Source organism: Acidilobus sp. (assembly GCF_049973875.1).
Lineage (GTDB): Archaea > Thermoproteota > Thermoprotei_A > Sulfolobales > Acidilobaceae > Acidilobus.
Genome location: NZ_JBMFJI010000001.1, coordinates 15,645 through 35,095, shown reverse-complemented (window position 1 = coordinate 35,095; position 19,451 = coordinate 15,645). Strand labels below are relative to the sequence as shown.

Genomic DNA, 19,451 nt, shown 5'->3' with positions numbered 1-19,451 from the left:
TCATCCAGGGAATAGGTAGCCAAGCACCCTTGAGTGCTTTTGTTTTGCGTTCACGTTGACCAACAGGTACCTGTCAAGTAGTGGGAGAGGTTTAGATAAGGAGAGCTCCATGGAGCCATTATAGTACCTATCAATGTTTGCCACCACGGCCGTCCCTCCGCCCACCACATGTAAAGTCCCGGAGCTCGGCACCTCGGTCCAAGGATACGCCTTCACTCTTAGGGCCAGCTTACTGACTGTTTTGGACGGATCGGGCACCAGAGCGTAGACTTCCTTAAGTTCATCAACCTCGGCCCCTTTGACTGCAAAACCTATTCTGACCCCGGGCCCCACAGAGTCCACTTCTTCATCGAGCACCTCTATGCTTTTTATTTCAACCTGTTTGTTTATGGGCACCGCGTAGAGCTTATCATGTACGTATACATTCATTTTAGTGTAGCCAAGGATGACAGGCCCAACACCCTTGACTAGGAACGCTCGGTCTATGAATACATAGCTCTCGTCACGAGACGACACTTTCTCCCCATGTGCTAGCAGGGACACGGCGAACTCCGACACGCTCAGCGTGCTGAGCCTCAGGCCACTGCTATTTACTAGCTTCTCCACGCTCTCTTTAGAGTCGGCTGCTGCTAATCCAAGCTGTGAAGATGAGGCGTCAACAAGTGTTAGAAGCTCCCCGTCCCTCCAATCCATTTCATACCCTGTGACCACGACGCCTATGTCGGCTAGAGACATAGATATGGCCGCGTTGATGACAGTGGCTGGGTATTCCGTGGGCACTATTATGGACAAGAGCTTTCCCTCGGAGAGCCTCTTGTAGTACATGAGGAGTCGCCCTTTATCGTTAAGTTTTGCTATGGAACCGGCCAGCTCTTGCGCTCTGTTCATGTCCGCCGATACCAGGGAGGCTATCACTCCGGTTAACAATCCTTAGCCCTAAGAGTGCTCACAGCGCTGGGACTTTAATACACTGTAACAGTCTTAGCGTCCTGGTAGGGCTCACTTGTGCTCCTGAATTTAACCTCCAATGATTTAAGATTAATGGGACGAGCCTTGGATGCGCATATCAGCGACGCCTACGGCAGGCCGCTTGACAACCTTAGAATAGCCGTGACGAGGGAGTGCAACTACAGGTGCTTCTTCTGCCACATAGAGGGCGACCCTTCGGGTGGTCCCGCCAGAATAGGAACCAGCCCGCCTCAGCTCAGGCCAGACGATTACTACGTGGTAGCCGCTGCGGCCAGCAGGCTCGGCATAAAGGCATTCAAAATAACCGGCGGGGAACCGCTGGTGAGGAGCGACATAGCTTCCATAATATCTAACATAAGGGATGCGTCAGGACCTGACGTGGACATATCGATGACGACTAACGGCTACCTACTCTCCGCCTATGCCAAGGCCCTCTACGACTCAGGTCTGAGAAGGGTTAACGTGTCCCTTCACTCGCTTAACAGGGAACACTACAAAATAATAACTGGAGTTGACGGTCTTGATCATGTAATTGATGGCATAGAGAGGGCCTTAGACGTAGGACTTAAGGTAAAAGTGAACGTCACGGTAACCAAAGTTAACGTTAACGACGTGTGGGACATCATAGATTTCGCCTCTAGCAGAGGGGTGGCCGTTCAGCTGATAGAGCTCCAGCCTGTAAACGAAGGCCTTAGGGTCTTCAAAGATATGCACGTTGACTTATCCTCCCTGGAGTCTAAGCTTAAGGAGTACAGCAGCAAGGTGGTGCTGAGGCCTCTTCATAATAGACCCATCTATATTCTTAAGAACGGCGTCACCGTGGAAGTTGTAAAGCCGTTCAACAACCCGCTCTTCTGCGCTGGTTGCCGGAGAGTTAGGCTGCTCTCGGACGGCCGCCTGACCCCCTGCATAAATTACATGGGCCCAGGCGTCAACGTACTTAAAGTGCTCAGGGAGGCGAGGACTAAAGAGGAGGCCATAGATGGCGTAGTGAAGGCTCTAATTAAGGTCAACCAATTAAGGAAGCCCTTCTACATGTGGCCTCTTGGCGGTGATGGCCATACCCTAACCTCCTATAATGTCGCCGGTAGACTTGTGTTGCCTAAGAAGGTTATGTCAATGGCAACGACCCCAGCTGGGCCAACGGCGCGGCCGCATGAGGTACAGCCAAGGGAGCAAATAGGAAAGCGACTATGAGGGTCGGGTTGGCAAGTATGAATATAGATTTAGCAGCCTCTTTGTTGGGCGAGCTGGAAAACCTGTAGACCTTGTAGGCGGCCACAGCAGTTAACGGTGTAAGCAGAATGTCGCCTAGCAGCCCCTTGGAGGTTACGGCCCAGTAGAGCCACATGCTGGCTAACATCACTGTTAAGAGTCCTATTACGGCTGTTGAAACTCTTCTGGGCGGCGCGACGACAGGGTACATGGGTATCCTCGCCTTTTTGTAGTCATCATAATAATAGTACACTATGAACCATATGTGCATGGGTATCCATGCTAAGACTGCCAGGGCAAGGAAAAGGGCCGCCAGGCTATAGCCGCCAGCGGCGGCGGCCCACCCCCCTAGTACTTGCATGACGCCAGCGATGCCGCCAAAGATTATGTTCAGTGGGCTCCTTCTCTTCAGTAGTATGGTGTAAACTGGTATATCGAAGAGGAACGCCAGCAGAACCGCTAGTAACACGTAGAAGTTAAGAGCCATGGCGGCGGCCGCCCCTATCGCTATCATGACCAGCGACGCCGCAAGACCTTCGCGGTAGCTGAGCTTACCAGATGGTATGGGCCTCTTTCTGGTTCTATCCATTGCAGAGTCTATGTCAACTTCCAGGACCATGTTAAGGGCTGTTATACCGCCTATGGAGCCGAGCGATGTTATGGCAAGTAATAGCAGCTTGGTGGCGTCGAGAGGGCCTCCAGCCGCAAAGTAAGCGCTATAAGCCGTAAACGTCAGTAGCCCTAGCTGAGGGGGCTTTGTCATCTCAATTATATATCTTGCTTTTGATAAGACGCTCATGCTTAGCCCTTGAGAGCTGGTATTGCAGTACATATTAAATAATGTCTGTTAATACCTGTATTTGCGCTTAGGAGTTGCGGCAGGGGCTTAGGAACGCGTTGGCGCTAAAAGGTGATAGAGCATTAGCTTAAATTTGATTTAGGAACCCCATGGAACTAAGCCCCTTAAATTGTTATTATGAAATATTTAGCTTCGCATACGTCGTCACTGATGCAGATAAATAAACCTTTTAAAATAACAGTAACAAAGCTAACCAGGGGATTTTAAATGGGGTCATCAACTGAAGGCAGCCAAAATAAAGGGCTAGGCCTGGGTCTTGTAGGCGTGGGCCTGGCCTTGATGCTCGTAGTGTTTTACTTCGCAGTAGCGGCCTACCTTTCCGTGCAAAACGTAGAAAAGTTCAAGTCTACATTTGGCGGCGCTTTGAGCTATCTTCAGGCCAGCGCCTCGGCTAACTCCACCTTTGGGGCTCTGGGCGCATACGCAGACTTGATAATTGTCATTCTAATAATGGTCGTCTTCCTTAGCATAGCCTTAGCCGCAGGCTCAATAATACTCGGTAAGGGCGTCGAACTCCTGAGGGGAAGCAAGTAAATGGTTAGCCTTAGGACTATGTTTATAATAGCAGGCCTTGTAATAGTCTTCGTGATGACCTATCCCTTAGTAGATTTCGTATACTCTGCCGCGTCGCAAAAAGGCCTGTTGAACATAACTGCATCGCCTATGACAGGGGCATCTCCCTGCAATAAGAGCTCAGAGAAGCTCACAGTTACATATAATGGAGCCGCGCCTCTTTATTCTGCATACTTTAGGCTATCTCTTGCCTTGTCTAACGGTGACGAGGTTAACATAACTGTGGCCAAGGCCGCTTTATCACAAGGAGAAAGCTTTTACGTGTGCATACCCTTGGGTTACCTGGAGAACGCCTCCTCTGCAACGTTTGTACTTAGCGGAAATATTTATGGCATATATCCCATCACCCTAAGCCTTAAAGCAAGGCTCAACAGAGGGTGACGTCAATGAACTTAAGGGAGGCGGCGCTAGAGGCGATTAAAGGCGTCGTTGATGGGCTCCTTTACGTGATACTTTATATGTTCTTAGTTCCCTTTATCTTGGGCTTTATAATTCATCAAGCCGGCGTGGAAGGCTACCTAGGCTATCTAACCAGTGCATATCCGGAGGGCATATTAATAACATACATAGCCATCTTTGAAGCCCTGGCAGTGGCCAGTAGAATATTTAAAGATAAAGTCATAAGTCCTTTCCTAAAGTCCTTGGACTCCCTCTTGGGGGTATTAGTAATAGTGTACCTTGTTAACTACATTATGCCTGGAGGCTACATAAGGATATCCCTTGAGCTAACGGCTTATGAAACTGTGTACGTATCTATAGGCATTTACCCTCTGATACTTGCTTTTCTCCTGACCATCTCACTCCCCCTCGCAGTACTGCCGTTCGCGGAATACTTCCTTTGCCGCAGCAGTTAGGCCTACGCCGACCTAATGTGACGTTGGTAAATGAGCGCAATCGACGAAAGAGCTCAAGGTTGAGCGTAGTAAGTTGGAGCCTTCAAGAGCGACAGGACTTCATCGCAATATAGTTTGGTTTTTGGCCCGCGCTAACGTTTATAAGATGTCCTAATCAAGAGTAGTTGGGTGGACCGGCAAGTGGGCCGGTAGCTCAGCTGGAAGAGCGCCGCCCTCGCACGGCGGAGGTCCCGGGTTCAAATCCCGGCCGGTCCACCTGCTCTTGCTGTTTAAACCTGTCGGTCTCGTTAATACTTTCATAGTTTAAGTCAAGGAGGCGAGACTTCCAATAAGAGAGCACCTCCTCAACGGTGCTCTTATCTAAAGGTGGCCTTTCCACGGCTTTTACAAACCTTTGAAGGTCATGCCTTGAAGTTATGTTAGGTAGAACCGAGCTCACGTTCTCATATGCAAGGACGTACTTTAGGGCTAGCTCATAAAGCTTAAGTCCCGCTCTGTTAGCAATATCCGTTAGACCTTTCGATTCAGCCAAGGCACGCTGAATCCATGAGTAGCTCTTAAGGCCTCTGTGGAGGCTTGGACTTTGCTTCAGGGGCCACCTCTCCTCGTCGAGTACGTCTGAGGCGTGCGGTACTCTGATGAACTGAGCAACGCTGTCAAATTTGAGCAGCTCAAGCCCTGGAAGCTGCTCAATTGCATTGAATATGTGCTCAAGCGCCTCGTAACCCATGTAAATGGCGGCCTTGCCCTCCTCGCCCCAGCCTAGCGTGGGCCCCAGCGCGACACCTACCATCTTTGCCTCGCCGCTCCTCTTAACTTCCCTCAAAAACTCTAAGACATCACGGCTCTTAATTACATTCATTATAGGGTTATGCAGCATAAGTATGTCAACATATCCAACTCCGAGCCTTTCAAGGGACCTGGACAGCGCCACTCTAAGGTAATCTACGTTGAAGTTGGGCTTTACACCGCCACAACCGTAAAAGTCAAGACCTATCTTTGTTAAAATAACGACATCGCTTATCCTTGGACCTAGCGACCTGTGAAGGACCTCCTCCCCTCTGCCCCTACCATAGACGTCCGCCGTGTCAAAAAAAGTTTATGCCGAGGTTTAGGGCCTCTTTAATGATATCCTCCGCTATGCTGGTATCAGCGCCCCACTCGTTAGTGACAAGTGACCAGACGCCGACGCCCAGCTCGGAAACCTCTAGGCCGTTCGGGAGTCTCCTATAGTTCATGGGCCGTCGCTAAGGGCCGTTTCAGGGCGCGGCATTAATTTCTTGTACTTACGCGTCGGTGAGGCTCTTAGATGGCCAACCCCTTGGTAGTGCCATAGATATATGAAGTAAGGAACACGCCGCCAAGAACTCTATTAAGCGTGGCCCTATCCTGGACTAGGACTTTGTCAAGTTTAAGGAGGAGGCTAGGGTCCAGGGACCTGGAGGTTAAAGCGATGCCCGAGCCTTTGACGACTTCGCTGGCGAGCTGCATATAGACCTTGACAATACCAGCTATGACGCCTTTTGCTTCGTCAAAGAGTTTAGCTAGTCCTACAAGCTGTTCAACGCCCTTAGCGTTTATCATAAACCCTTTGTCAAGCCCCTGCGCTACTTCGAAGAGATCGCCAAGGGTGGGAGCCCTAAGCTGCACGTTGCTCGGGGATATTCCGTTGTTCTCAAGGAACTGAAGCAGGTCAGAGTCGCCGACGTCGCTCAGAGATTCCATGAACGTCTCAACGTCGTATAGAGAGCTGCCATAGAGCAGCCTGGTGGTTACAACTTTAAGGTTATCAGGCATCTTCAGGTTGGCGGACTCTGAATAGCCTTCCACGGCCCCAGCAACTATAGCAGCGCTCCAGAGGCCCACGAGGGGGAGCTCGCCGCTTGCGTCAAAGGCCGATCTTAGCGCTTTGCCAATTATTGCGCCTAGTCCTAAGTCCTTTGAAGAGATCCTTCCTTCGGCAACAAGCTGAGACCTCTTGTAGGCCTCATCTATATATGGAACCACCTCCACGACCTCGTATAGCCTCCTCTCAAAGTCGCTGTCAGTCATAAGCCTGTGGACGGCCCCAGGCTTAATGGGAGCTGATAGCGTAAGCATCAAAGACCTTTTGACTGTGGAGAGCAGCCCTCTCACCCTTATGCTGTGGGCCTCAGGAAAATATTACGTTCTGCCCTCCGACAGCGACCCTGAGGCCGCAGGCCTTGCCTGATGCCGCCTCGTAGTTATGGCTTACTGAGAAAAAGATAAAGGCGAGCAAGTAACTGGAGACGCGAATTCTAGAAACTGTATAAGAGAATGTGTGTATTAATTGTGAGTTAAGAAAGTTTTTAACCCTCTACTTTCATTTTCTTAATATGCATGGTGTAGTCATGCATGAAAATAGACTTATTGATAGCCTCTGTTAGCGCAGTGGTGGGCTTCATAAGCATAGTTATAGCTATTTGGCTTGCCAGGTGGGTGCTCTCCCAAGACCCAGGGCCTGAGAACGTCAAGTTCATATCTGATGCTATTGCAAGCGGCGCCAAGGCCTACCTGTTCCGGCAGTACAGGACGCTCTTCATAGTGCTGGTAGCGCTGGCAATAATAATAGGTGTAGGCATCTCGGCAGTTAATCATAGCTACACGTTAGGAGGGTCGTCTGCTGCGGCGTTTATAGTTGGCGCTCTAGGCTCTATGGCCGCAGGCTACATAGGTATGTATGTGACTACTAGGTCTGCCTCAAGGGCTGCAATGGCAGCCAGGAACAGCGTCTTTGCCTCGCTCAGGGTGGCCTGGCGCGCCGGTGCTGTGATGGGACTCTCGCTTGCAGGCATTGCGCTGTTCCTTATAAGCGCCCTCTACATGGGCTTCACGTCAATAATACCAAGCTCGTGGGCCCTGGCCCTGGCATCTATGGCCTTCGGCGCCAGCCTTGTCACTCTATTCATGAGGGTAGGTGGGGGCATCTACACTAAGGCTGCGGACCTCGGCGCTGACCTCGTAGGCAAGGTGGAGAAGGGCATACCTGAGGACGACCCAAGGAACCCTGGAGTTATAGCAGACAATGTGGGCGATAACGTAGGTGACGTAGCTGGAATGGCCGCTGACGTCTTCGAGTCATACATAGTCATAGTGACAGGCGCCATATTCCTTTCGTGGATAATGGGTTGGTCGTCAACGTATCCACAGCTAGTCGTGCTGCCGCTGCTTTACGGCGCCCTGGCCCTGATAGCGACCTTCGTCGGGATCTCGATACTGAGGCTGAAGGGGTCCCAGCACCCCCTCACTGCAATATCGATCGACATATATGAGACGATAGCGATATCCATAGCGCTCTTCTTCATAGTTAGCGTGGCGCTGCTCGGTAACCTAGGCCTTAAGGTGGCCCTGGTGGCCCCGCTGGCGGCCTCCCTAGGGGCGGCGGTGGCTCCCCTGGTGCTTGCGCTTACCGGCTACTACACGCACTACACCTACAAGCCAGTCAAGGAGATAGCCAACCAGGCCCTAATAAGCCCCGCTACTGTGATAGTTACGGGCTACGCCTATGGCCTGATAAGCGCTATACCTGTGATTCTACTGATAGCGTTCGTGCTAGGCCTGACCTACGCCCTAGGGTACTTAGCCTTCAGCTCTCTTGTGTCTAGCAGCGTCCTCAGCGGATACTCAGGCTTCCTAGCCGGCATATATGGGACGGCCCTTGCTTCTGTGGGCCTGCTGTCGGTGGCTGGCATAATAATAACCGCTGACTCCTTCGGGCCAGTCAGCGACAACGCTGCTGGCGTGGCCGAGATGGCAAGCCTGCCGGAGGAGGTGAGGGACAGGCTTGACGTTCTTGACGCCGTGGGAAACACTACTAAGGCGACAACCAAGGGATACGCCATAAGCAGCGCCGCTATGGCAGCGCTGGTCCTGTTCATAGGCTTCATATTTGAAGTTATAAGCGTTGCGGGGAAGTACGTGGCGGACCCTGTTGACCTGTTAAATGGCATAAGCGTGATTAATCCTAACGTGCTCATCGGCGCGTTGATAGGCGCTGTAGTAGTTTACGTGCTCGCCAGCAGAACCCTTGGAGCCGTAGGAAAGACCGCGATGGAGATAGTCGAGGAGATAAGAAGGCAGTTCAGAGAGAGGCCGGGCATAATGGAGTGGAAGGAGAAGCCCGACTACGCCAGGGTCGTGGACATAGCTACAAGGAGGGCCTTACAGGAGTTCATGATGCCGGTGCTGGTGGCCATAATAGCGCCTATTGTCGCTGGCCTCCTGCTTGGGTGGCAGGCCATAGCAGGACTTATCATGGGCGCCATATTGGTAGGCGTTCCAAGGGCTTTGCTGATGGCCAACGCTGGGGGCGCCTGGGACAACGCCAAGAAATATATTGAGGCCGGGCTTGACCCAAAGCTTGGAGGCAAGGGCAGCGATGCGCATAAAGCCGCAGTGGTTGGTGACACCGTGGGAGATCCCTTCAAGGACACCACAGGTCCATCGATGAACCCATTAATAAAGGTCCTTAACACGCTCTCAGTGGTCTTCGCGCCCATGATAGTCGCCGCCAACGCAAGCCTAGGCGTATGGATGTTAGTGCACGGGCTCCTTGCATTGTAATAGACCTAAACTATCTTGAGAAGTTAGTTAATATAATCAAAATAAGCATGTTCTCTTCCTTTTTAATGACCAGAGGCCTTCCTTTGAAGGCCTCTCGCAAGTTAAGGGCCATGGGTTACTTTCGACTTATTAAAGGCTAGTTATTCTTTTAAACCCGTCTCAGCGGTGAATTCGTAGCGACGCTAGGAGGAGGATGAGGGTCCATGTCTAAGCCCAGCTACGTGCTGTTTGAGGTGCCGGACGATCTAGCGGAGGACGTGTATAAGCTTGTGGCTAAGGCGAGGGAGACTGGCAAGGTAAAGAAGGGCACTAACGAGACCACCAAGGCCGTAGAGCGTGGCACAGCAAAGCTAGTGGTGATAGCTACCGACGTTGATCCACCGGAGATAGTTGAGCACTTGCCGCTTCTGTGTGACAGCAAGAAGATACCCTTCGTTTACGTCCCCAGCAAGAAGAGGCTCGGCGAGGCAGTTAAGATAGACGTGGCGGCTGCCAGCGTGGCGATAGTAGATCCCGGTGAGGCGGGCGAGGATCTAAAGAAGGTAATAGACAGGGTAAAGGAGCTCAGGTCTAAGTCAGGTAAGTGAGGTAACTAGGGCATGTCCAAGAGGGAGCCGACATCCTTTACACAGGTTGTAAGGATTGCAAACACAGACGTACCAGGAGAAGACACTGTAATCTACGGCCTCTCTAGAATAAAGGGCATAGGCTACACTACCGCCCTTGCCATAGCTAGAAAGCTTGGAATAGACCCCACGGCCCGCATAGGCTACCTTCAGCCTGACATCATAAAGAGGTTGGAGGACGCAGTTAACGACTTAACGCGCCTCAGCCTGCCTTCCTGGCTTTATAATAGAAGGAAAGATTATGAGAGCGGCCAGGACAAACACTTAGTAGGCGCTGAGCTGATATTCGTTGCAAGGCGTGACATAGACAGGGAGATAAAGATAGGATCCTGGCGCGGAGTTAGGCACAAGTTAGGATATAAGGTCAGGGGCCAGAAGACCCACACCACTGGAAGGACCGGAATGACTGTAGGCGTTAAGAGGGCCGCGGCTGTCCCAGGAGCTGGTGGTGAAGGAGGTAAGGTGAGCAGCAGTGGGGGATCCCAAGAAAAGTAGACATAAGTGGTTAACCCCGGGTCACCCCTGGATAAAGGACAGGCTTCAGCACGAGCTAGAGCTGATAGGTAAGTACGGGCTTAGGAACAAGAGGGAGGTCTGGATAGCGGAGTCTATAGTGAGGAACTTCAGGCTGAGGGCAAGGTCCCTCCTGGCCCTGCCAGAGCAGGAGAGGTCTATAGCAGCCAAGAACTTACTGGACACTCTGTACAGGATGGGGCTTGTGGGCAAGGACGCGGTGCTGGACGACGTGCTTGGGCTTACAGCAGAGAACGTGCTTGAGAGGAGGCTTCAGACGCTGGTTTACAGGAAGGGGCTGGCAAGGACTATTTATCAGGCGAGGCAGCTGGTGACTCATGGGCATATAGCTATCAACGGCAGGAGAGTCACGAGCCCTGGCTACATAGTCCCACGCGATGAGGAGGATAGAATAGAAATAGCCCCAGGAAGCCCACTGAGGGCGAGCGCGCAGCAGTCCGGTGGTGAGCAGAATGTCGCTCAGGGAGCTTAAGTGGGGGGTAGCACACATATACAGCAGCTTTAACAACACGATTATTCACATAACTGACATGAGCGGCGCCGAGACGGCGGCAAGGGTATCGGGCGGCATGGTAGTTAAAGCCGATCGCGAGAAGCCGTCCCCGTATGCAGCTATGCTCGGAGCCGCCAGGGCCGCGCAGACGGCCATGGACAGAGGAATAACGGCCATACACATCAAAGTCAGGGCCCCAGGGGGCCACGGTCCTAAGACGCCAGGGCCCGGAGCCCAGGCCGCCATAAGGGCGCTCGCTAGGGCAGGCTTTGTTGTAGGAAGAATAGAGGACGTGACCCCTATACCTCACGATACCACTAGGAGGCCTGGAGGAAGAAGGGGAAGAAGGGTCTAAACCAACTACTTGCATTTTACATGGGCTTATGCTTTTACACCTTTTTGCCTCTTCTTTATTATCACGAGGGCCACGTTAGCCCCGCTACGAGGGCCTCAATAAAGGCCAGGAGTTCAGCCCTTCGACGCGCTGTGGCGTTTTGGTCTCAATGGCGTTGGAACTACCTACAACTTATAACTGAAACCTATCCTAGCCGTTGTGGGAACAACCGATGCAGGACCAGAAGGTTAGCATAGTTGAGCTCAGCAACAACAGGATAACCGTGTCTATGGAGGGCTTCCCTGTGGCCTATGGTAATGCTCTCAGGAGGCTTGCGCTCTCAGAGGTCCCTACCATGGCGGTCGATTTCGTGTACTTTTATGATAATGAGAGTAGCGTCTATGATGAAATAATAGCTCATAGACTTGGACTCCTGGTCCTTAGGTCTGACGAAGCCCTCAGGAGGTACGGCTCACCTGAGGAGTGCTCTAACGCAAGCGAGAACGACTCTCACTGTTTTGCTCAGGTGTACCTGGAGTATGAGGTTCCTCAGGACGCTGCCAGCGGCGTCTATGTAAAAGCGTCAGACCTAAAGTTCTCAGACCCTGACATAAGGCCTGTCTATCCTGAGACGCCCATAGTGTACCTGGCGCCTGGGCAGAGAATTCACTTAGTTGGATACGCAAGGCTAGGCAGAGGCTACGAGCACGGCAAGTGGAGCCCGGCCTCAGTATCGGTCCTCAGGTATTCAGTGCACGTTGAGTATGATCCATCGAAAGTAGCATCTGAATGCCTTGAGTGCATCTCGGCCTACCAGGACCTGGTGGGAGCCATTAAGGGCGGCAGCGCTGGTATGCTGGAGCTGAACTATAAAGTCAACACCAGCGCCTTAAGGTACTGTGAGGAGGAGAGTTGCAAGGGCGCCATAAAGGTCATCTACGATCCATCAAAGCTTTACTTAACGGTGGAGTCCACTGGAGCCCTTGAACCCGCAAGGATTATATGGGAGGCCACAAACTGTCTCGCAAGGAAGGCAGATAAGCTGTTAAAGGAGCTTGAGGAGGCGCAGGTTGTGGAGGAGGTAGGACCCAAATGAGGAGGGTAGTGACTACAAATGAGACTATGATTGAAACTCTCAGACTGCTTAGGTCCAAGGCTAGGGAGAAGCCCATCTGGGGAAGAGTTGCCGAGCTTCTGAGCAGACCAGCCAGGAGGCGCCCTCAGGTAAACCTAAGCAAGATAAACAGGTATGCGTCAGATGGGGACTTTATAATAGTGCCTGGCAAGGTGCTAGGCACGGGGAGGTTAAATAAGAAGGTCACGGTCGCGGCTTTCACGTTCTCAGCTAAGGCCGCGCAGCAGATAGCATCTGCGGGAGGAAGAATTTTAACCCTCAGGGACGCCGTGAATGAGGTGCAGGACTACACCAAGGTTAAGGTACTGGTGTGAGGTGTTCATGGTTGAGCCAGCAGGCGGCTCGGGAGGAGCTAATAATTGACGGAAGCGGCGCCATACTAGGTAGGCTTGCCACCTACGTGGCCAAGCAGCTCCTCAGCGGCAAAAGGGTAACTATAGTGAATGCAGACAAGGTTGCTGTGAGCGGTGACCCTGTCAGGCTCATCTACTTCTATAGGAGGACAATACTTGGGGTCAAGGTACACCTCTCCGAGAAGTGGAGGCCCAAGAGGGCCAGGAGCCCCCAGATGCTAGTTAGGAAGGCGGTAAGGGGCATGCTGCCGAAGAACGACAAAGGCAAGGAGGCGTACTCTAGGCTGAGAGTCTATGTGGGGGTACCTAAGGAGCTTGCTGGTAAGAACGCAGCAAAGCTCCCAAGCAATATGACCGTGGAGAAGCTCACAAAGTCAAAGTACGCTACACTAGCAGATATAGCTAGGCAGCTTGGCTGGAGCAGGTGAGTGAGCCATGTCTGAGCAGGGTACCGCGCAGCCCAAGCAGGTTCAGGCCGAGAGCAACGTTATAATATCCGTGGGCAAGAGAAAGACCGCCATAGCCAGGGCCTACATAAGGCCTGGCCAGGGACGCGTGAAGGTCAATGGAGTCCCTGTAGAGGTATGGCCTGTTGAGGTGGCAAGACTTAAGATGATGGAGCCCCTCGTCATAGCCGGCGATGCAGTGGTTAGGCTAGTAGATATAGATGTTAGCGTACGCGGGGGAGGCTTTATGGGCCAGGCAGACGCCGTAAGGATGGCAATAGCTAGGGGGCTTGTTGACTTCTTCGACAAGTGCGTTATCAGTAAGGACAACTGCGAGCAGAGCAAAGCGATAGCACAGAAGCTCAGGAACCTCTTCACGGAGTACGACAGAACTATGTTGGCTGGCGACCAGAGGAGGACAGAGCCAGAGAAGTACATGAGGTACAGCGCGAGGAGGGGATGGCAGACATCGTACAGGTGACCTGAGCTTGCTTCCCCCTGTCAGGTGCATGACCTGCGGTGCGCCCTTAGGTCACCTTTGGGAGGAGTTCCGTAGGAGGGTTGAGGCTGGGGAGGACCCAAACAAGGTGCTTGACGACCTGGGAGTCTATAGGTATTGCTGCAGGAGGACCCTCTACACCAGCGTTGTTTATATAGAGCAGGTGGCCAGCTACAGCGCTGTGAGGGTGAATAGGCTAAGGGTTGAGGGAAGGGGTGACCTCCAGTGAGTGACGAACAGAAGCAGGAAGAGCCTAACCCTGAGGCTGAGAGGGAGGAGGCTGAGGAGAGGTCAGTTGAGGGGCAGCAGATAAGTGAGGCTGAGGAGCAGGGCCTGCTGGTTCCCTCCGACCTCTACAAGAAGGCTGGCGTTGTCTATGGGACACAAATATGTACAAAGTACATGAGGCAGTTCGTTTACAAGGTCCTGCCTGACGGCTTCTACCTGCTTGACGTGAAGAAGATAGATGAAAGGATAAGGATAGCGGGCCGCTTCCTGGCAAGCTTTGACCCGTCAAAGATAGCCGTGGTGGCCACTAGAATCTATGGCCAGAGGCCCGTCACTGCCATGTGTGAAAAGATAGGCTGCAAGCCCGTGGTTGGTAGGATAGTGCCGGGCATATTCACTAACCCGAAGCTAGACATCTACGTGGAGCCTGAGGTTGTTGTGGTAACGGACACCAGGACTGACAGGCAGGCAGTAGTGGAGGCCTCAAAGATAGGAGTACCCGTGGTGGCGCTTGCAGATACAGACAGCAGGGTAGAAGACGTAGACTTAATCATACCTGCCAATAACAAGGGCAGGAGGAGCCTGGCCCTCGTCTATTGGCTCCTCACGAGGGAAATAATGAGGAACAGGGGCCTGCTCCAGCCAGGCCAGGAGCCCCCCTTCACTTATGAAGACTTCATGGCTGGTAAAGTGGCTGAGGGCTCTGGCACGGCTTAGTCTCTGCGCGCATGTGACTTTTTCTTATCGGCACTTATCCCTTAACACCGCCAGAAGCTCCCTTATGCTTTCTGTCTCCTGGACTATAGCCAGGAGCTTACCTGCGCTTTTCTCGTCCTTGGCCATTTCGCTGGCGGTCCTCTCTATGAGTTCAAGCCTTATTAGTACAAGGTCTATGAGCTCGTGAGGGGTCCTTGAATGTAGATCCTCCAAAGTGGGCACCTTTTGAACCAGCGAGAGGGGTGGGGGTAACGCTTAAAAGGATAGGGGGGTTAATATAGCGTACGGACCCTTAAATAGGGGGTGGGGGGTGTGCAGAACATAGAAGAGGAGCTGCTTGAGAATACACCTAAGGTCATCGGCCGCCACGTTTATGGGAACCTAAAGGGATGCCGTAACGATGAAATTCTAAGGGATCCTCAGGCTATTGAGGAGCTGCTGCGCGAGGCGGGCAGGGTCGGCAGGATGACCATACTGGACGTTAAGTCGTGGAAGATAGGCGAAGGCGTAAGCGCTGTTGCAATAGTGCTTGAGAGCCATATAACCATACATACTTGGCCTGAGTACAAGTTTGCTACAGTTGACGTCTACAGTTGTGGGCCTCGCAGCGATCCCCTCAAAGCGTTCAATTATATAGTCAAAGCGCTGGAGCCTGAGGATCTAATTATGGGCTCCGCGGACAGAAGTCTGGAATAGGGGCGCCTAGCCCTCAGGAAACCTTATTATTTAGTTCCTGATTATGATAGTAGCCCTTCGTCTCGTAAAATGGCGCCTAGGTCATCAATATTATCAACTCTAACCCCAAGCACCACCGTCTTGCCCAGGGATCTCAGCGCCTGAACTAACGTAGGGCCCATATGCATCGCTATTACAACGTCAACATCCTTTAAGGTCTCCAGAACGGCCAGGTGCCACCTGGCATGCTCGGGGCCTCTCTCGTGCTCTTCACGATGATTATAGCTCTCGTTATGAGGGTGCTCTGCATTAACCTTGCGGCACTCGACATTCTCTGCTTTACCATCCTTATTAATATAAGCAACTAGGAAAAGACCTGACCTAGGTCCATGAAACGTCATGCTCATACAGTCGTCCGTCGGAACAGCCACCTTCAAGGGGTCTCACCTATTTCGAATAAGCGATACAAGTTTAAAAGCGTTGTACTTGATATAAGGCCCTGCAAGTGCGACAGCCTCTGTTTGCGTGGAAAATCAGGTTCGGAGATCCCTGATAAACGCCTAGGCCTGTATTATTTCCTTAATCTTGTTGAGGCTTTCCTTAAGCTTGTTATTCTCTTCGGACAACTCCTGGACTTGTCTTCTGAGGTCCTCGAGCTCCTTTTCATAGGCTTGCTTGCACTCGTCTTCATTGACGAAAGCCGATATCTTTATGTCGTCAAATACTAATCTCTTCTCATTCTCATCATAATGAAGCGTTACGGTTATTCTTACTAGGTCGAGCTTCCCAAGCTTCCTCTTCTCTACAATCTCATGGTAAAGGTCCTTGTTAAGCTGGGCTATGTCCCTTATGATGACGTCCTTTGGTATATATTTTCCAAGCGCTACAAGCGCCACCCTTCTGAGCTTGTCGGCATACCTAGCAGCTATTATGATGCCGGTGCTTATTTGATACTTGTTGGCGCCTAGCACGGAGCCTCCGGCTACTGTAACCTCATACTCCTCAGCTCTCTCGAGATCCCTGGAGACGCTCTCATCCGAGGAAGGGTTCTGGGCGCTCACGGGCCTCACCGCTATTTATTAATACGCTAAGAACTCTTAAATTTTAGCAGAGCTTCTTGATAAAGCGGCACCAGGTTAGTCTGGCCCACAAAGCTCATAGATCCTTATCTTTCTTCTTCCTCTCATCTTATAACGTGCGCATACGCTTCCCTCAGCCTCAAGTGACTTGAGGGCCGAGTACACGCCCCTTAATGTGAACTGCGGCGTTTCTTTCCATATTTCGTAGGCGCTCAGGCCCCCGCCGCGCGATAATACGTCGAGTATTCTCCTCTTGAGTGAGGCCTCCTCGAGGGACCTCGGCCTCTTTAGCTGAGGCTTTCTAATCCCTCCACTTATCAGCGCCACCCCTCTTTCCTCCGTCGACGCGTAGGCATAAGCAGAGGCTGCCAGGAACTTAATGTAAAAGCCCCTTCTGGCTAGCCTTACCAAGCCATTTATAACCTCTTCAGGCTCTATCTCGACGATCTTAATGGTCCTCGAGAATCCCAGAAATGACGGCAGGGGGCTGCCCTTCACCACAACAGCTATGACCTCTACAGGCGGGACCCCCTCGAGCTCATTTAAGCCCTCAGCTATGGAGAACGCTAAGAGGCCAGACGACGAGGGCACGTAAACTCTCTCCACATTCGGCGAGCTCTCAACAAGTTCAAAAGCTATGGTCTTCAGGCCTTCAACGCTGAGGGGGTTCTCGTACTGCAGCTCTGGCTTCCCCCTGAACTCCAGGGAGCCTCCAAGGGACGCTATTCCTATGATATCCTGTGGGTCGAGTTCCTCGGGCTCAGCTACGACTGATATCTCGGAGCCCGCAAGTTTTGCATAAAATGCAAGCGAGTAGGCAAAGTCGCTTTCGTACTTCACTCTGTAGGTTTTGCGGCGCATAACACTTACTATAACGGACGAAGCTCTATCTGCATAGGTTCCAGTGGGGTTCCTGTTCTCCAACTTGCACAGGACGCCGTTAACCTTAACTACGGGGGTGAGGCCCTCGCCATAGCTTACTACCTGAGGAGGCCTTATCGCCAGCATCTCTGAGTACCTCCACATGCTTGCATAGTTAGGCCTTATCTTGAGCTTCACGTCATGGCACCTATAAACCATGGTGAACCCACAGCGTGGGCAGGCCATTAGTGACATATCATTACTGACGAACCCACAGCGCGGGCAATAAGACTCGCATTTCAAGGCAGGCCCCTATAGCTACTTCTGGCGAAATAAAAAGAGAATTCTGATAGAGGCTAATGTAGTCTCGAATTATATACAGTGATGTGTGCTTATTTTTAAGCTAATCCCACAATTAAGGGAATAGGTAAGAACATGTCCGCAGAAGGCTTTGGAGGCAAGCCTATACTCATACCTCCCCAGGTCTCTTACCTTAAATCCCTCGCGGAGAAGGACCCTGTTAGCTTCTGGGACTCCGTCGCCAGGGAGGAGACGAACTTAATTTACTGGAAGAGGCTGTGGGACAAGACGTTTGAGTGGGAGCCAGGGAAGCCCTACAGGTGGTTTGTGGGTGGCGTGACGAATGCAGAGTACAGCCACATAGATTTCCCTGTGGAGAAGGGCTTTGGCAACAAAGCCATATACATCTATGAAAACGCGGAACTGGGCATAACAAAGGTCTACACGTTCGCCCAGTACAGGTCTATGGTATTAAAGTACGCCGCTGCCATGAGGGCCCTTGGCATTAGAAAAGGCGACAGGGTGCTCCTCTACATGCCCACAAGGGTTGAAGCCATAGCTGTGTTGCACGCCGCAGCCAGGATAGGCGCTATAGCGTCTTCGGTGTATGCAGGCTTCTCTGCAGGCAGCCTGAGGGATCGTATAATTCTGACCGGCGCAAAGGCGGTCTTTACCCAGGACTTCAACATGAGGAGGGGTAAGCTGATAGAATTGAAGAGCGTTGTAGACGACGCCATAAGGTCTATTGAAAAGTCACCCGTGGAGAAGGTAGTGGTTTTCAGGTCGGAGTACACGGAGAAGGAGGCACCTATGGCTAGGGACCGCGACCTTTACTTTGACGAGTTCCTTGAGATGAGCAAGCAGGGCTCCTCTGACGTCGAGTGGCTCGAGTCCAACGAACCACTGCTAATAACCCCTACCTCAGGCACAACAGCCAAGCCCAAGCCAGTGGTCCACAAGCATGGGCCGTTCCAGGTGCACGTGGTTACCATGGGCAGGTGGGTTTATGACCTCAGGCCCGAGGACACGTGGTTCATAACGAGTGACGTGGGCTGGCAGGCAGGAGTTAGCTACATGGTGTGGGGCGTGCCTATATTCGGCGCAACCAGCATAGTATATGACGGCACGCCCGACTGCCCGAGGCCGGATATGTGGTGGGACGTCATAGAGCGCAACGGCGTCACCAAGCTCTGGATATCACCAACTGGAATTAGGCTGCTCAGCAAGTACGGCGCTGAGTATGCAAGGAAGCACGACCTGTCAAGCTTAAAGGCGATCTTCAGCGCGGGCGAGCCGCTGAACCCTGAGCCGCTCCGCTGGCTCATGTATGACGTGCTTGAGGGCAGGGTTCCAGTTATAGACCATTACTGGCAGACCGAGACTGGGGGTCCAGTGGTTGGCAACCCATATGGGATCCAGATGATACCGATAAAGCCTGGCAGCGCTGGCATACCGCTGCCTGGAATTTTAGGGTATGTGGCCAACGAGGAGACAGGGCAGCCCGCCAAGCCTGGCGAGAAGGGGGTCTTTGTAATGAAGCATCCATTCCCCGGTTATACGTCTGAGCTGTGGCAGGACTATCAGTGGTACCTTAAGTCCTACTGGGAGGCAAGACCTCAGCTTAAGGGCCTCATATACTCAGGCGACGCTGCCGTGGTTGATGAGGACGGCTACATATGGTTCCTCGGGAGAGCCGATGACGTGATTAAGATATCCGCGCACCGCATAGGGACCTTTGAGCTTGAGAGCGCGCTGGTCTCCCACCCGGCCGTGGCAGAGGCCGCCGTGATAGGGGTGCCCGACCCCACCAGGGGCCAGGTAGCCGTAGGCTTCGTGGTGCTTAAGGAGGGCTACAAGCCCAGCGAGGAGCTGAAGAAGGAGCTAATGGACCACGTGAAGAAGGTTTACGGTCCTATAGCTGTCTTCAAGGCCATAGAGATAGTAAAGGCCCTTCCTAAGACCAGGAGCGGAAAGATAATGAGGAGGGTCATAAGGGCCGTTTACCTTAATGAGCCCCTTGGAGACCTTTCAACCCTGGAGGACGAGAGTGAGGTTGACGAGATAAGAAGGGCCATAGAGCAGTTCAGGGCAGCTATGAAGGAGAGCGGCCAATGAAT

The 19,451-nt window shown here is 52.3% G+C and carries 25 protein-coding genes, 1 tRNA gene and 1 pseudogene; 19 read left to right on the top strand and 8 right to left on the bottom strand.

What is annotated here, in order from left to right:
- Positions 1 to 927, bottom strand: coding sequence for a hypothetical protein (locus tag ACP5H1_RS00215; protein WP_427970478.1), 927 nt, complete (start codon positions 925 to 927; stop codon positions 1 to 3).
- 126 nt (positions 928 to 1,053) lie between these two features.
- Between ACP5H1_RS00215 and moaA the strand changes: the two genes are divergently transcribed.
- Positions 1,054 to 2,166 (top strand): GTP 3',8-cyclase MoaA, encoded by a 1,113-nt coding sequence (moaA, locus tag ACP5H1_RS00210; RefSeq protein ID WP_427970476.1) that lies wholly within the window; start codon positions 1,054 to 1,056, stop codon positions 2,164 to 2,166.
- Here moaA and ACP5H1_RS00205 read toward each other — a convergent pair.
- The gene (locus ACP5H1_RS00205) at positions 2,081 to 2,983 is read right to left on the bottom strand and encodes a UbiA family prenyltransferase (protein ID WP_427970474.1); all 903 of its coding nucleotides are present in this window, start codon (positions 2,981 to 2,983) and stop codon (positions 2,081 to 2,083) included. The two genes, moaA and ACP5H1_RS00205, sit on opposite strands and share 86 nt — an antisense overlap.
- Positions 2,984 to 3,319: 336 nt before the next feature.
- Here ACP5H1_RS00205 and ACP5H1_RS00200 point away from each other — a divergent pair, with 336 nt between their 5' ends.
- The 4 genes from ACP5H1_RS00200 to ACP5H1_RS00185 all read left to right on the top strand — a co-directional run bounded on the left by ACP5H1_RS00200 (position 3,320) and on the right by ACP5H1_RS00185 (position 4,725).
- Complete coding sequence (locus tag ACP5H1_RS00200; protein ID WP_427970472.1) at positions 3,320 to 3,577, top strand: hypothetical protein; 258 nt, start codon at positions 3,320 to 3,322, stop codon at positions 3,575 to 3,577.
- Entirely contained in the window at positions 3,578 to 3,997 is a 420-nt protein-coding gene (locus ACP5H1_RS00195) for a hypothetical protein (RefSeq protein ID WP_427970470.1), read from the top strand.
- A 5-nt stretch (positions 3,998 to 4,002) separates the two neighbouring features.
- On the top strand, positions 4,003 to 4,470 hold the full coding sequence (locus ACP5H1_RS00190) for a hypothetical protein (RefSeq protein ID WP_427970468.1): 468 nt from the start codon (positions 4,003 to 4,005) through the stop codon (positions 4,468 to 4,470).
- A 182-nt stretch (positions 4,471 to 4,652) separates the two neighbouring features.
- Positions 4,653 to 4,725: transfer RNA gene (locus tag ACP5H1_RS00185), tRNA-Ala, on the top strand.
- 13 nt (positions 4,726 to 4,738) lie between these two features.
- On the opposite strand, the pseudogene ACP5H1_RS00180 reads toward ACP5H1_RS00185, so the two are convergent.
- Both ACP5H1_RS00180 and ACP5H1_RS00175 read right to left on the bottom strand, forming a co-directional pair.
- Positions 4,739 to 5,708 (bottom strand): annotated as a pseudogene (locus ACP5H1_RS00180) (aldo/keto reductase); the annotation flags it as partial.
- A 67-nt stretch (positions 5,709 to 5,775) separates the two neighbouring features.
- Positions 5,776 to 6,522: a hypothetical protein gene (locus tag ACP5H1_RS00175; RefSeq protein WP_427970466.1), complete on the bottom strand. Its 747-nt coding sequence runs from the start codon at positions 6,520 to 6,522 to the stop codon at positions 5,776 to 5,778.
- Between the two features lie 25 nt (positions 6,523 to 6,547).
- Between ACP5H1_RS00175 and ACP5H1_RS00170 the strand changes: the two genes are divergently transcribed.
- The 12 genes from ACP5H1_RS00170 (at position 6,548) to rpsB (ending at position 14,419) form a co-directional block, all read left to right on the top strand.
- Positions 6,548 to 6,682: a hypothetical protein gene (locus ACP5H1_RS00170; protein WP_427970464.1), complete on the top strand. Its 135-nt coding sequence runs from the start codon at positions 6,548 to 6,550 to the stop codon at positions 6,680 to 6,682.
- A gap of 164 nt (positions 6,683 to 6,846) precedes the next feature.
- Positions 6,847 to 9,054 carry a sodium-translocating pyrophosphatase gene (locus tag ACP5H1_RS00165; protein WP_427970462.1) on the top strand — a complete coding sequence of 736 codons (2,208 nt, stop codon included), beginning with the start codon at positions 6,847 to 6,849 and terminating at the stop codon, positions 9,052 to 9,054.
- Between the two features lie 203 nt (positions 9,055 to 9,257).
- Positions 9,258 to 9,641, top strand: coding sequence for a 50S ribosomal protein L7Ae (gene rpl7ae / locus ACP5H1_RS00160; protein WP_427970460.1), 384 nt, complete (start codon positions 9,258 to 9,260; stop codon positions 9,639 to 9,641).
- 12 nt (positions 9,642 to 9,653) lie between these two features.
- The gene (locus ACP5H1_RS00155; protein ID WP_427970458.1) at positions 9,654 to 10,175 is read left to right on the top strand and encodes a 30S ribosomal protein S13; all 522 of its coding nucleotides are present in this window, start codon (positions 9,654 to 9,656) and stop codon (positions 10,173 to 10,175) included.
- A complete protein-coding gene (locus tag ACP5H1_RS00150) occupies positions 10,153 to 10,686 on the top strand; it encodes a 30S ribosomal protein S4 (RefSeq protein WP_427970456.1) in 534 nt (177 codons plus the stop codon). The genes ACP5H1_RS00155 and ACP5H1_RS00150 overlap by 23 nt, the downstream gene beginning before the upstream one ends.
- Entirely contained in the window at positions 10,667 to 11,062 is a 396-nt protein-coding gene (locus tag ACP5H1_RS00145; RefSeq protein WP_427970454.1) for a 30S ribosomal protein S11, read from the top strand. The genes ACP5H1_RS00150 and ACP5H1_RS00145 overlap by 20 nt, the downstream gene beginning before the upstream one ends.
- Before the next feature lie 211 nt (positions 11,063 to 11,273).
- Positions 11,274 to 12,137 (top strand): DNA-directed RNA polymerase subunit D, encoded by an 864-nt coding sequence (locus ACP5H1_RS00140; RefSeq protein WP_427970452.1) that lies wholly within the window; start codon positions 11,274 to 11,276, stop codon positions 12,135 to 12,137.
- A complete protein-coding gene (locus ACP5H1_RS00135) occupies positions 12,134 to 12,490 on the top strand; it encodes a 50S ribosomal protein L18e (protein WP_427970450.1) in 357 nt (118 codons plus the stop codon). The genes ACP5H1_RS00140 and ACP5H1_RS00135 overlap by 4 nt, the downstream gene beginning before the upstream one ends.
- 11 nt (positions 12,491 to 12,501) lie before the next feature.
- Entirely contained in the window at positions 12,502 to 12,957 is a 456-nt protein-coding gene (gene rplM / locus ACP5H1_RS00130; RefSeq protein WP_427970448.1) for a 50S ribosomal protein L13, read from the top strand.
- Between the two features lie 7 nt (positions 12,958 to 12,964).
- Positions 12,965 to 13,456 carry a 30S ribosomal protein S9 gene (locus ACP5H1_RS00125; protein WP_427970446.1) on the top strand — a complete coding sequence of 164 codons (492 nt, stop codon included), beginning with the start codon at positions 12,965 to 12,967 and terminating at the stop codon, positions 13,454 to 13,456.
- 7 nt (positions 13,457 to 13,463) lie between these two features.
- A complete protein-coding gene (locus ACP5H1_RS00120; protein ID WP_427970444.1) occupies positions 13,464 to 13,703 on the top strand; it encodes a DNA-directed RNA polymerase subunit N in 240 nt (79 codons plus the stop codon).
- Positions 13,700 to 14,419, top strand: a complete 720-nt coding sequence (rpsB, locus tag ACP5H1_RS00115) for a 30S ribosomal protein S2 (protein ID WP_427970442.1) — start codon at positions 13,700 to 13,702, stop codon at positions 14,417 to 14,419. Before ACP5H1_RS00120 ends, rpsB begins: the two co-directional genes overlap by 4 nt.
- A 24-nt stretch (positions 14,420 to 14,443) precedes the next feature.
- Here rpsB and ACP5H1_RS00110 read toward each other — a convergent pair whose 3' ends face one another.
- Positions 14,444 to 14,641 carry a hypothetical protein gene (locus tag ACP5H1_RS00110; protein ID WP_427970440.1) on the bottom strand — a complete coding sequence of 66 codons (198 nt, stop codon included), beginning with the start codon at positions 14,639 to 14,641 and terminating at the stop codon, positions 14,444 to 14,446.
- Positions 14,642 to 14,731: 90 nt separating this feature from the next.
- On the opposite strand from ACP5H1_RS00110, the gene speD reads away from it, so the two are divergent.
- Positions 14,732 to 15,115, top strand: coding sequence for an adenosylmethionine decarboxylase (speD, locus tag ACP5H1_RS00105; protein WP_427970438.1), 384 nt, complete (start codon positions 14,732 to 14,734; stop codon positions 15,113 to 15,115).
- Positions 15,116 to 15,156: 41 nt separating this feature from the next.
- On the opposite strand, the gene ACP5H1_RS00100 is transcribed toward speD, so the two are convergent.
- From ACP5H1_RS00100 to ACP5H1_RS00090, 3 genes are all read right to left on the bottom strand, one after another.
- Positions 15,157 to 15,531, bottom strand: a complete 375-nt coding sequence (locus tag ACP5H1_RS00100; RefSeq protein WP_427970436.1) for a NifB/NifX family molybdenum-iron cluster-binding protein — start codon at positions 15,529 to 15,531, stop codon at positions 15,157 to 15,159.
- A 123-nt stretch (positions 15,532 to 15,654) separates the two neighbouring features.
- Positions 15,655 to 16,155, bottom strand: a complete 501-nt coding sequence (locus ACP5H1_RS00095) for a DUF2258 domain-containing protein (protein ID WP_427970434.1) — start codon at positions 16,153 to 16,155, stop codon at positions 15,655 to 15,657.
- A gap of 75 nt (positions 16,156 to 16,230) precedes the next feature.
- Positions 16,231 to 17,232, bottom strand: a complete 1,002-nt coding sequence (locus tag ACP5H1_RS00090; RefSeq protein WP_427970432.1) for a hypothetical protein — start codon at positions 17,230 to 17,232, stop codon at positions 16,231 to 16,233.
- A gap of 237 nt (positions 17,233 to 17,469) precedes the next feature.
- Between ACP5H1_RS00090 and ACP5H1_RS00085 the strand changes: the two genes are divergently transcribed.
- Positions 17,470 to 19,449: an AMP-binding protein gene (locus ACP5H1_RS00085; protein ID WP_427970430.1), complete on the top strand. Its 1,980-nt coding sequence runs from the start codon at positions 17,470 to 17,472 to the stop codon at positions 19,447 to 19,449.
- Positions 19,450 to 19,451: the final 2 nt, after the last annotated feature.

Excerpts from the sequence above, each read along its gene's own strand:
- ACP5H1_RS00155 (WP_427970458.1), top strand. The coding sequence starts at position 9,654 with ATGTCCAAGAGGGAGCCGACATCCTTTACACAGGTTGTAAGGATTGCA.
- ACP5H1_RS00170 (WP_427970464.1), top strand. The coding sequence starts at position 6,548 with ATGGGAGCTGATAGCGTAAGCATCAAAGACCTTTTGACTGTGGAGAGC.
- ACP5H1_RS00125 (WP_427970446.1), top strand. The coding sequence starts at position 12,965 with ATGTCTGAGCAGGGTACCGCGCAGCCCAAGCAGGTTCAGGCCGAGAGC.
- ACP5H1_RS00165 (WP_427970462.1), top strand. The coding sequence starts at position 6,847 with ATGAAAATAGACTTATTGATAGCCTCTGTTAGCGCAGTGGTGGGCTTC.
- ACP5H1_RS00140 (WP_427970452.1), top strand. The coding sequence starts at position 11,274 with ATGCAGGACCAGAAGGTTAGCATAGTTGAGCTCAGCAACAACAGGATA.
- ACP5H1_RS00205 (WP_427970474.1), bottom strand. The coding sequence starts at position 2,983 with ATGAGCGTCTTATCAAAAGCAAGATATATAATTGAGATGACAAAGCCC.
- ACP5H1_RS00175 (WP_427970466.1), bottom strand. The coding sequence starts at position 6,522 with ATGACTGACAGCGACTTTGAGAGGAGGCTATACGAGGTCGTGGAGGTG.
- ACP5H1_RS00145 (WP_427970454.1), top strand. The coding sequence starts at position 10,667 with ATGTCGCTCAGGGAGCTTAAGTGGGGGGTAGCACACATATACAGCAGC.
- ACP5H1_RS00195 (WP_427970470.1), top strand. The coding sequence starts at position 3,578 with ATGGTTAGCCTTAGGACTATGTTTATAATAGCAGGCCTTGTAATAGTC.
- ACP5H1_RS00085 (WP_427970430.1), top strand. The coding sequence starts at position 17,470 with ATGTCCGCAGAAGGCTTTGGAGGCAAGCCTATACTCATACCTCCCCAG.
- ACP5H1_RS00135 (WP_427970450.1), top strand. The coding sequence starts at position 12,134 with ATGAGGAGGGTAGTGACTACAAATGAGACTATGATTGAAACTCTCAGA.
- rpl7ae (WP_427970460.1), top strand. The coding sequence starts at position 9,258 with ATGTCTAAGCCCAGCTACGTGCTGTTTGAGGTGCCGGACGATCTAGCG.
- ACP5H1_RS00190 (WP_427970468.1), top strand. The coding sequence starts at position 4,003 with ATGAACTTAAGGGAGGCGGCGCTAGAGGCGATTAAAGGCGTCGTTGAT.